Genomic DNA, 11,075 nt, shown 5'->3' with positions numbered 1-11,075 from the left:
AAGCCTGCGTTGAAGGGCGTTCAAGCAAAGTTGGACTACTCACAGCACGGTGGCGCCGTTGTTATCGGGGTTAACGCACCGGTTGTTAAGACGCACGGTTCTGCTGGACCAGATGCAGTTGCAAACACGATGAAGCAAATTCACACAATGCTAGAAGCTGATTTGGTGGCCAAGGTGCAAGCGTTTGTTGCCGATCACAAGGAAGATTTGGCTGCACGTCCAGAGAATGATGTGGACGGCGCCGCTGAATAGCGTTAAACTAGGTAGAGTTAAATATTCGAATAGGAAACGGAATCATGGAACGACAAGAAATCTTAAACAAGGTCATTGAACTAGTTGCGGACCACTTTGAGTTGGACCCAGCTAAGGTGACTGGTGAATTAAACTTTTTGACAGACATCGATGCCGATTCAATTGATTTTGTTGAATTGGTATTGGAGATGGAAGACGAATTTGGTGCAGAAATCTCTGACGAAGACGCTGAAAAGTTGATTACCATCAACGACACGGTAGATTATATTGCCGCACGCGTTTAACTAATAGTTAAAAATTAATCATAAATCCCAGCAATGTAGCCATCGTGGTTTAGCAGTTGCTGGGATTTTTGTGTGTTGGGAAAATTTGCGTGCGCTGGTTAACAAACTCTGAAGAACCGTAATATAACACGGTTTTCTCTGGTATAATTAAACAGTATATCTAGAAAGGAAGTCTTATGTTTAAACAACTACAAGCAGAACTTGCATTATCCTATAATATCCACTTTAACGATGTGTCATTGTTGGAGGAGGCATTAACGCAAGCCAATTATATTAATGAACATCCAAACTACACGGGAAATGATTACCAACGTCTTGAATTTTTAGGTGACGCCGTGATGCAACAATCAACCGCCGTCTATCTATTTAAGCGTTACCCAGAGTGGGATGAAGGTCGATTGACAGAGTTGCGGATTTCGATGGTCCAAACCCGGGCGTTTGCAGCTTTGTCACGTGAGTTGCATCTCGATCAATATGTGCAATTGGGCCGTGGTGAGGAATTATCGGGCGCCCGTAATCGTGATTCACTGTTAGAAGACTTATGGGAAGCATTTATCGGTGCATTATTCTTGGATCAAGGTCAAGATGTCGTGATGCATTTCCTAGGTGACATCATGTTTAACAAGATTGATGAAGGATTCTACGATCGTTTCGTGGATTACAAATCAAAATTGCAGGAGCACTTGCAACGTCATGGTAGTGTCAAAATTACGTACACCAAGTTAGGCGAGCGACCTGTCGAAAATAATGAACAAATTTTTACAGTGCAGGTTGCCGTGAATGATCAAGTATTGGCAACAGGCGAAGGAAAATCAACAAAGGAAGCAGAAAAGGTAGCTGCACGGGCAGCATACCAAACATTGACGAAAAACTAGGGAATTGGTATGAAACTAAAAACATTGGAGATTAGCGGCTTTAAGTCATTTGCTGATCGCACCAAGATAGAATTTATGCCAGGTATCACTGGAGTTGTAGGACCAAATGGTTCCGGTAAATCAAATATTATCGAAGCCATTCGCTGGGTAATGGGTGAACAATCCGCCAAAGGGCTACGTGGTGACAAAATGTCGGACGTGATTTTCGGCGGGACATCACAGCGTGCGCCACTGAATCGCGCTGAAGTTTCAATCACATTCGATAATACCGATCGTTATTTGAACTCCGACTACTCTGAGATTCGGATTACGCGTGCCTTATATCGGAATGGCGATTCAAAGTACCAAATTAATGGGACAACGGTTCGCTTGAAAGATATTCATGAATTGTTTATGGATTCTGGGTTGGGACGCGAAAGCTTTTCAATTATTTCACAAGGGCGTGTTGAAAGTATCTTCAGTGCGAAACCAGAGGAGCGTCGGTCAATCATTGAAGATGTGGCTGGGGTTTATAAGTATAAACAAAATAAGGACAAGGCTGAAAAAGAGCTGACTGGTGTGCAAGATAACTTAAACCGGGTGCAAGATATTTTGTACGAGTTGGAAAATCGCGTGACCCCATTAGCTGAGCAATCGGCAAAGGCACAGACGTATTTGACGACCAAAGCACGGTTTGATCAGTTAGATCAATCACGCTTAGTCTTGGAATTAACGGACTGGTACACTGAGCAAGCAGATATCAAGGCCCAATTAAGTCGGGCTGAGGATGAGAATGAAACACATGCGGAATCGGTTAAGACGCATACTGACGCGTTAGCAGCGATGAAGCAAGCTCGGACGGAAGCTGAAGAAAAGCAGCAACAAGCACAAGCTGAATTATTGCGATTGACGACGCGTGCGGAACAATTGGTTGGGGAACAAAAATTGCAGGCTGAGCGTTCTACCAATCGATCAAATGTGACCCGTGAACTGGAAGCACAATTGGCCCAAGTTGAAGATCGCTTGACGGAACTACGCGTAACGGCGGCGAACCGTCAGGAAACGATGACGGCGGCGGCTGACCAGGTAACAACACTAGAAGCCAACATTGCGACGTTACAGGCGTCACACCCCCGCCAACAGTTGACTCAGGTAACGACGGATATTGAACAATTACGGGCAACCTTAGTTGAGACGATGCAATTGTTAACGACCGCTAAAAATCAACAGCAATTCTTAGCGCAAGAAAATGAGCGGAATGACGCTGAGAGCGAGCGGTTGGCGCAACGTCAGAATCAATTAACGTTACAAATGACTAATGCCGAAGCCACGGTCGCAACGGCACAAACCGCCGTAGCTGAAACGACGGCCACTTTGGCGAGTGCGCAAGCTGAATTTACGCGCTTGCAACAGTTGGGTAAACAGTTAGAGGAACAAAGTCAAGCCCGCCGCCAAGAATGGTTTAGCAAGATGGAAGAGGATCAGCGACTGTCAACGCGTTTGCAGTCGTTGAGTCGTCTATCTGAAAATTATGAGGGTTATTTCCAAGGTGTGCGTAACCTCATGAAGGCCAAAGAGAATTTTCCCGGCATTCACGGTGTACTGGCTGAGTTAATTTCAGTTGCGTCAACGCATCAAACGGCCATCGAAACGGCGTTGGGTGGTGCTTTACAAAACGTGGTTGTTGCGGATGAACAAGTTGGTAAGACGGCGATTAGTTATTTGACGCAGCACCGTTTGGGACGTGTGACATTTTTGCCATTAACAACGATTCGTAAGCGTGAGTTGCAACCGGCACAAATTCAGACTGCCCAAGGCCAAGCTGGCTTTGTTGGTGTCGCAGCAGATTTAGTGAAGACAGATAGTGCGTATCGCCCTGTTGTACAAAGTTTGCTCGGGACAACTGTCATTGTCACGAACATGGATGAGGCTGTGCCCATGGCGCGCGCCTTACAACATCGCGTTCGGATTGTGACCCTTGATGGGCAAGTCATGAACGCAGGTGGGTCGATGACTGGTGGTGCCAGTCGTAATCAAGGTAATGGTTTGTTGTCACAACAAAGTGAAGTAGAATCATTGACGGCACAGGTTGCGACGTTGCACACGCAGACGGAACAGTTGGAACGACAGGTTCGTGAGTTAGATGACGAACTGAAAGCAACAACGACGGCCTTTGGCGAGGCACAAGATCAGGTATTAGTGGCTAATGAAGCGGCACAGGCAGCGACGGCACAATTACAGGTGGCTGAAGAACGCTTGGCCCAAGCACAAAAAGAAAAGTCGGCCTTAACATATGAATTCAGTGTGTCATCATCAGGTACGGTTGACCATGCGTCATTGGTGGCTGACAATCAGCACGACATTGCGACGTTGTCTGAGCAACAAGCAGCCCAGCAGGCCCAGTTAACGAGTTTATTGGCTGAGCAAACGACGTTGAGCGACAAAATGGCGACAGTTGATCAAGAATTGACGGCTTTGCAAGCACAACTCGCCACAGCTCAAGCTAATGTGCAAGCGGCTTCTGTTCGTCACGAAGATGTTGTGGAACAAATTCAGGCGGAAGAACAGCGCTTAGCAGCTTATCAGCAGCAGATGACTGATTTGACGGCGGATCAGGGTGATGTCCAACAACGACTGGCTAACGACTTAACTGGTACGTTGGCGGATAAGGAAGCAACCGAAGACGAGTTGACAGATTTGGCAACTGAGTTAGAGGAATTGCGACAAGAAATCGCCTTAGCTGAAGGCGAGCTTGTGCAAGCGCAAGAAGCACAAACTGAAGCGATGACAAATTTGAGCCGTTTGAGCGGTCGACAGGGTGAATTACGTAGTGCCATTCAAGCCGGTGAACGGACTTTGGAAGAAACATATGATACGTCGTTCGAATACGCCAAGTCGCAGCTGTCGGTAATGCCAATTGCAGATATCCGAACGGAATTACAGGCGTTGAAGGTGACTTTGTCAGAAATTGGCAACGTTAATTTAACGGCGATTGATGAATATGTGGAAGTGAAAGAACGTTTTGATTTCTTGACGCAGCAACAAGATGACCTGGTTGCGGCCCGGGATAACTTACGCCAAACGATGTCGGAAATGGATGAAGAAGTCGAAACCCGCTTCAAGGAAACGTTTGCCGCTGTTGCAGAACATTTTGCTGGCATTTTCGTTAAGATGTTTGGGGGCGGTCAGGCAAAGTTAGAACTGACGGATCCGACGAATTTGCTAACAACTGGGGTTGATATTAAGGCCCAGCCACCTGGCAAAAAATTCCAACAAATGAGTTTGTTGTCGGGTGGTGAAAAGGCGTTGACAGCAATCAGCTTGCTTTTTGCTATTTTGGAGGTCCGGCCCGTACCATTTGCGGTACTTGATGAGACTGAAGCGGCGTTGGATGAAGCGAACGTTGATCGATTCTCACGTTATTTGCATGATGTGAATGATCGGACACAGTTTATTGTAATTACGCACCGTAAGGGAACAATGACAAATGCCGACGTTCTGTATGGGGTGACAATGCAAGAACCAGGTGTTTCAACGATGGTTTCAGTAAACTTGATGGCACTCGATGAGATGACATCAGAAAATTAATGGGGATAAAACAATGGGATTGTTTGATTTTTTTAAGAAAAAGCCAGCAGCGCCAAAGGTTGTTGTGGAAGTGCTTTACCCACAGACATGGGAAAATAGCGAGGCACCTGTTGAACCAACAGTTCTCGCCGCGGAAGTGTTACAACCAACACCTGGTGAGGCAGTTGAAATTCAAGTACCAAGCCATATCGCTGCCGAGGACGTTGCACCAGTTGCTGAAGTTGTTGAGACTGTAGAAACAGAAACAGAAACAGAAACAGAAACAGAAACAGAAACAGAAACAGAAACAGCGGTAACATCAGAGACGAACTTGGATGAAGGTTTGACGAAAACACGGAAGACGTGGTCTGAACGTTGGAATGCGTTTATGGCGAACTTCCGCTCAGTTGATGAGGATTTCTTTGAAGAACTTGAAGAAACACTGATTGGTGCCGATGTTGGCGCGCAAACAGCGTTGCAATTAACGGATGAGTTGCGCAATGAAGTTAAGCTACAAAATGCGAAAAGCAAGGCTGACATTTCACGCGTCATTATTGATAAGTTGGTTGAACACTACCGTAGCCAAGGCGTTAACGAAGATGCGTCAATGCATTTTGCACCTGAGGGACCAACAGTGATTTTGTTTGTTGGGGTTAATGGGGTTGGTAAGACAACGACAATCGGTAAGATGTCAGCACGATACAAGGCTGAAGGTAAGCAGGTTGTGCTAGCGGCGGCGGACACGTTCCGTGCCGGTGCCACGCAACAATTGCAAGCCTGGGGTGAGCGCAATGGTATTCCGGTTGTGGCTGGCGCTGCTAACGCTGACCCAGCATCGGTGGTCTATGACGGTGTGAAGACGGCGATTGAAACTAACGCGGATATTCTCTTCGTCGATACGGCTGGCCGTTTGCAAAATAATGTTAATTTGATGCAAGAATTGGCGAAGATGAAGCGTATTATTACGCGTGAGCTGCCAAACGAACCGCAGGAAGTGTTGTTGGCTTTGGATGCAACTACTGGTCAGAACGCGCTCCAACAAGCACGTCTGTTTAAGGACTCGACAGATGTGACGGGAATTGTTTTGACGAAACTTGACGGAACTGCCAAGGGTGGTATTATCTTGCCAATTCGTAACGAGCTACACCTGCCAGTTAAGTGGGTTGGTTTGGGTGAACAGGTTGGTGACTTACAGCCATTTGATGCGGATGATTTCGCTAAGAGCTTGTTTGGTAGCCTATTGATTGGAGATGACAAGTAATGGAATTAGAGAAAAACACGCGCTTGAATGCCTTGTTTGATTTCTATCAACCGTTACTGACGTCAAAGCAAAATGATTACTTGCAATTGTACTACGCGGATGATTACTCACTTGGCGAAATTGCCGAAGAATTTGAGGTATCACGCCAAGCCGTGTATGATAATTTAAAGCGTAGTACCCAGTTATTGGAAGATTACGAAGCAAAGCTCCACTTGTTTGCAGATTATTTGCAACGACAAAGTGTGGCCGCACAATTAAATGATTATATTCAAGAAAAGTATCCCAATGACGCTGAGCTAACGCGATTAGCTGAACGTCTGGTGACATTAGAAGAGGAGTAAAGCATGGCCTTTGAAGGTTTGACTGAGCGATTGCAAAACGCATTGAGCGGGTTGCGTCGTAAGGGGAAGGTGACAGATGCGGACTTACGCGAGACGATGCGTGAGATTCGTTTGGCATTGTTGGAAGCCGACGTTAACTTTACGGTTGTTAAGGACTTTGTCCGTAACGTTCGTGAAAAGGCGGCTGGTGCCAAGGTGTTGGAAGGATTGAATCCTGCCCAACAAATCGTCTCAATCGTTAACGATGAATTGACGGCGATGATGGGTGAGTCAGAGGTGCCATTGAACGTTTCTGACAAGATTCCAACGGTTATCATGATGGTTGGTTTGCAAGGTGCTGGTAAGACGACGACGGCTGGTAAGCTGGCCTTGAAGTTGAAGTCTGAGCAGAACGCCCGACCATTGATGATTGCGGCCGACGTTTATCGTCCAGCGGCCATTGATCAGTTGAAGACATTGGGTGAGCAAATTGATGTGCCGGTCTTTGAGATGGGGACTGATGCAGACCCACGTGATATTGTTCGCCAAGGGTTAGCTAAGGCAGCGGAATTGAAGTCAGACTATGTCTTCATTGACGCGGCTGGTCGTCTACAAATTGACGAAGCCTTAATGCAAGAATTGGCTGATGTTAAGGAAATTGCACAACCAGATGAAATCCTACTGGTTGTCGATGCCATGACTGGACAAAACGCTGTTGAAACGGCTGAAGGCTTTAATGAGCGGTTAGACGTTACCGGTGTCGTCCTGACTAAGTTGGATGGTGATACCCGTGGTGGAGCAGCTTTGTCAATTCGTGCTGTAACGGGTAAGCCAATTAAGTTCGTCGGACAAGGTGAAAAGATGACGGATTTGGATATTTTCTATCCAGACCGTATGGCTAGCCGTATCTTGGGTATGGGTGACTTGCTAACGTTGATTGAGAAGGCCCAAAAGGACTTTGATGAGAAGCAAGCTGCTGAGACGATGGAAAAGATGAAGTCAAACACATTTGACTTCAATGACTTCATTGATCAAATGGACCAAGTACAAAATATGGGCCCAATTGAAGATTTATTGAAGATGATTCCAGGGATGGCAAATAATCCAGCCTTGGCTAACGTTAAGGTTGATCCAAAGGATATGGCCCATTTGAAGGCCATTGTGATGTCAATGACACCAGCCGAACGTGAAAATCCAGATTTGCTGAATCCGTCACGCCGTCGCCGTTTGGCAGCGGGTGCCGGACGTCCAATTGTCGAAGTTAACCGCATGATCAAGCAATTCAACGAGATGAAGAAGATGATGAGCGGGATGATGAATGGTAACATGGGCGGTATGGAGCAAATGATGAATGCGATGGGTGGTGGCAACATGCCCGGTATGCCTGGTGGCTTCCCTGGAATGGGCGGCGGTATTAAAGGCAAGATGGCTAACATGGCGATGAAGCAAATGGCTCGCAAGATTCAAAAAAACAAGAAGAAGCGTCGTTAAAATTATGGGTCGTTATTTACTAGATGATAAGACAAAGGCTATGAACGTTAAGTACCAGTCAGAAAAGAAAGGTGCTGTGTCAAAGGCCGATAAAGTTGCAATGCTCCGTGAACAAATGTTAGCGAAGCGTAAGCAAAAATAAGCTTAAAAGCGTCATTCGATTGTGAATGGCGTTTTTAATTTACAGATTTTTAACAAATTCCTCAAGTTAACCCGCCATAATATAACCATCGATCACCTGCTAGCATCGAAACAAGCCTGTGCACGGGGGCGTTTCACTTGTTGTGATCACAATATGCAAAGAGCCTGAATAGTCGCGACGGTGACTTGTTCGGGCTCTTTGTCCATAAGAGGAACTCATTTGCTGTTGGAAAACTTTGGTACGAACAGTGAGTGAGTTCTTTTTTCTGTAAGCGTTTTCAAAACTTCATATATTCTTGACGTGACCTTAACTTTTGTTTAAAGTAATATTCGATAACTTGTTGTAAACTAAATGTAACAATAAGAAAAGGACACATTTAAGGAGGATATGACGTATGGAATCACGAGTAACGAGAATGAAGCGAACACGCATCACGGCAAAGTTGTTGGTATTGGTTTTTGGGTTGCTTTTGTTAGCAGGTTTAGTTACGGCGTTGGAGACGACAGCTAACGCCGAACAGTCGCTCGCGCAACGGGATACGCATATCGTCACGACTGTGTCGACGACGAAGGTTACTGCGGAACCAGTTGTAGCTGAGTAAGATGGAGGTAGGCGCTTAATGAGACAACGACATAAGCGGATACTGACGTTTACCGGTTTTGGTTTTATTATTGGTTTATTAGGTGTGGCACTGACGATGCAAGTTTGGACACATCAGCGTCAAGTTGAAGATGCGGCGGTGGCCCGTTCGTTATCGGTTGCCAAAGAAATTTCAGCATCACGTACAGCATCTGAACAGGCTCGCCAGCACGCCAAAAATCAAACGACGCAATCAGCTACGATGAGTCAAGTCAGTAAGATGACGGCTGATCCGGCTATTACCCATTTAACGGTTGAAGAGCGTATGGCTTTGATTATGTTAGCGAGTGATATCGAACTACCAATCGGTCAAACTCTGATTATAAGGGGGCAGGGAAATGGTGATACCGATGTTATGATTGCAGCCACGGATGAGGTGTTAGCAGTCGTGTCCATTATTTCCGGTTACGATCGATTGGTTTATAATCCAATCACAAAAGAAACGACTAAAGTCAATGTTGGTCAAGCTTACCAAAACTTACATCAGACGGTGGCCTATAAACAACTATGTGAACAAATTAAACTAACTTAGCAAAACCAGAATTCGTCATTCTGGTTTTGTTTTTGTTAGGAATGCGCTAAAATATAAACTTATGTGAGCGATAATATACCAAAACCCCGCTAAAAACGTTGCATTTGAATAATTTTCAACGTGTAAAGGAAAAACACTTTACAGGCAGTTGGTTATTTGGTATATTATTACTTGTAGAAAAACAACTGGAGGAAAATAAACATGGCTGTTAAGATTCGTTTGAAGCGCATGGGTTCAAAGAAGCGCCCATTCTACCGTGTGGTAGTTGCTGACTCACGTTCACCACGTGATGGTCGATTCATCGAAACTGTTGGTACGTACAACCCATTGGTTGAGCCTGCCGAAGTTAAGTTGAACGAAGAATTGGTATTGTCATGGTTGAACAACGGTGCTCAACCATCAGATACTGTAAAGAACTTGTTGTCTAACGCAGGCATCATGAAGAAGTTCCACGAAGCTAAGTTCTCAAAGTAATTTGGGTATTCAGTTTTGAATTTCTTAAAAGAGCCAACCTATCCGGGTTGGCTCTTTTTTCTGCGGTGAAATGGTTATAGTCGCGTTACGAACTAGGGCTAGTGTTTGCATTTTGTGACTGAGATGACTATCATTGCATATTGAAAGTAGACGGGTTATGTCTATTAACCTTAATAGAAAGAAGCTAAACATTCATGGAAGTTAGTTTATGGATCTGGGTCGCATTTTTTGCCTTTGTGGTGGTCATGCTGGCGCTGGATTTGGGTGTCTTTAATAAAGAAAATGTGACACCATCATTCAAAAAGTCGTTATTAATGACTGGTATCTGGGTAGGGTTGGCCTTTGTCTTTGCCGTTGGTATTTGGCTATTTGCAGGGGCTAATCATGCGATAGATTTCGTAACGGGATATCTATTGGAAGAATCACTAAGTGTAGATAATTTGTTTATCTTCATCTTGGTCTTTAGCTTTTTTGGCATCGCATCAAAGTACCAACACCGGATTTTGTTCTGGGGTGTCTTCGGTGCCTTGGTGATGCGTGTGCTCTTTATTTTAGGTGGGGCGGCCTTGCTGCATCGTTTTGAGTGGCTAATGTATATTTTCGGTATTTTCTTGGTTTATACGGGGCTGAAAATGCTGTTTGAAAAAGAGGCCAATCAAAATTTGGATGACAGCCCAATTATTAAGTGGCTACGCAAGGTTTTGCCGATTAAGGATGACGTTACCGAGCCTCATTTTATCGTGAAGGAAAATGGCAAACGGTATGCAACACAATTTTTAATCGCTTTGATTTTTATCGAAGCCTCAGATTTATTGTTTGCTGTTGATTCAATTCCAGCGGTTTTAGCAGTGACGACGGATACGTTTATCGTCGTGACGTCGAACATTTTCGCCATCATGGGGCTACGTTCGCTATACTTTGCCTTATCGAAATTATTGCCGATGTTCCGTTACATTAAGTATGCGTTGGCAATTGTGCTGGCATTTATCGGCGCGAAGATGTTGATTAATGAAGGTGGTAATATGTTTGGGTGGTCATTCGAAATCTCAAACATAGCTTCGTTAATTGTGATTGTGAGTTTATTGGTGGTGGCGATTGCAGCCTCGATAATTGTCGCGCGGGTGCAAGCGCGCCGTGAATTTAAAAAGTAACAAGATGAAGTCGTTATAGCCAAGTTGGTTGTAACGACTTATTTTTTTCCTCTGTTCAGGACTGCAAAAGTACGATAAACTGTTTCTTGTAACTAAAAATTTCTTTTA

General features: G+C 45.0%; 11 protein-coding genes and 1 pseudogene. All 12 read left to right on the top strand.

The window, feature by feature from the left end:
* Positions 1 to 252 (top strand): annotated as a pseudogene (locus tag WEIDD23_RS14805) (phosphate acyltransferase); the annotation flags it as partial.
* Positions 253 to 296: 44 nt separating this feature from the next.
* Positions 297 to 536, top strand: coding sequence for an acyl carrier protein (gene acpP, locus WEIDD23_RS09220; RefSeq protein WP_010372814.1), 240 nt, complete (start codon positions 297 to 299; stop codon positions 534 to 536).
* A 176-nt stretch (positions 537 to 712) separates the two neighbouring features.
* Positions 713 to 1,411 carry a ribonuclease III gene (rnc, locus tag WEIDD23_RS09215; protein ID WP_010372817.1) on the top strand — a complete coding sequence of 233 codons (699 nt, stop codon included), beginning with the start codon at positions 713 to 715 and terminating at the stop codon, positions 1,409 to 1,411.
* A gap of 9 nt (positions 1,412 to 1,420) precedes the next feature.
* Positions 1,421 to 4,978 carry a chromosome segregation protein SMC gene (gene smc, locus WEIDD23_RS09210; RefSeq protein ID WP_062358931.1) on the top strand — a complete coding sequence of 1,186 codons (3,558 nt, stop codon included), beginning with the start codon at positions 1,421 to 1,423 and terminating at the stop codon, positions 4,976 to 4,978.
* Positions 4,979 to 4,991: 13 nt separating this feature from the next.
* Entirely contained in the window at positions 4,992 to 6,218 is a 1,227-nt protein-coding gene (gene ftsY, locus WEIDD23_RS09205; RefSeq protein WP_062358930.1) for a signal recognition particle-docking protein FtsY, read from the top strand.
* Positions 6,218 to 6,559, top strand: coding sequence for a putative DNA-binding protein (locus WEIDD23_RS09200; RefSeq protein ID WP_010372824.1), 342 nt, complete (start codon positions 6,218 to 6,220; stop codon positions 6,557 to 6,559). The genes ftsY and WEIDD23_RS09200 overlap by 1 nt, the downstream gene beginning before the upstream one ends.
* Before the next feature lie 3 nt (positions 6,560 to 6,562).
* A complete protein-coding gene (gene ffh, locus WEIDD23_RS09195) occupies positions 6,563 to 8,029 on the top strand; it encodes a signal recognition particle protein (protein ID WP_010372827.1) in 1,467 nt (488 codons plus the stop codon).
* A gap of 4 nt (positions 8,030 to 8,033) precedes the next feature.
* Positions 8,034 to 8,171, top strand: a complete 138-nt coding sequence (locus WEIDD23_RS13730) for a hypothetical protein (RefSeq protein ID WP_010372829.1) — start codon at positions 8,034 to 8,036, stop codon at positions 8,169 to 8,171.
* A gap of 394 nt (positions 8,172 to 8,565) precedes the next feature.
* Positions 8,566 to 8,772 (top strand): hypothetical protein, encoded by a 207-nt coding sequence (locus WEIDD23_RS09190; RefSeq protein WP_010372832.1) that lies wholly within the window; start codon positions 8,566 to 8,568, stop codon positions 8,770 to 8,772.
* Positions 8,773 to 8,790: 18 nt separating this feature from the next.
* A complete protein-coding gene (locus WEIDD23_RS09185) occupies positions 8,791 to 9,342 on the top strand; it encodes a hypothetical protein (RefSeq protein WP_010372836.1) in 552 nt (183 codons plus the stop codon).
* 201 nt (positions 9,343 to 9,543) lie between these two features.
* Complete coding sequence (gene rpsP, locus WEIDD23_RS09180) at positions 9,544 to 9,816, top strand: 30S ribosomal protein S16 (protein WP_003609072.1); 273 nt, start codon at positions 9,544 to 9,546, stop codon at positions 9,814 to 9,816.
* A gap of 194 nt (positions 9,817 to 10,010) precedes the next feature.
* The gene (locus tag WEIDD23_RS09175; protein WP_010372842.1) at positions 10,011 to 10,967 is read left to right on the top strand and encodes a TerC family protein; all 957 of its coding nucleotides are present in this window, start codon (positions 10,011 to 10,013) and stop codon (positions 10,965 to 10,967) included.
* Positions 10,968 to 11,075: the final 108 nt, after the last annotated feature.

Origin of the sequence: Weissella sp. DD23 (genome assembly GCF_001579105.1) — a bacterium.
GTDB classification, from domain to species: Bacteria; Bacillota; Bacilli; order Lactobacillales; family Lactobacillaceae; genus Weissella; species Weissella cibaria.
The sequence above is the reverse complement of the archived record's forward strand: the minus strand, read 5'-3'. Positions and strand labels throughout refer to the sequence as shown.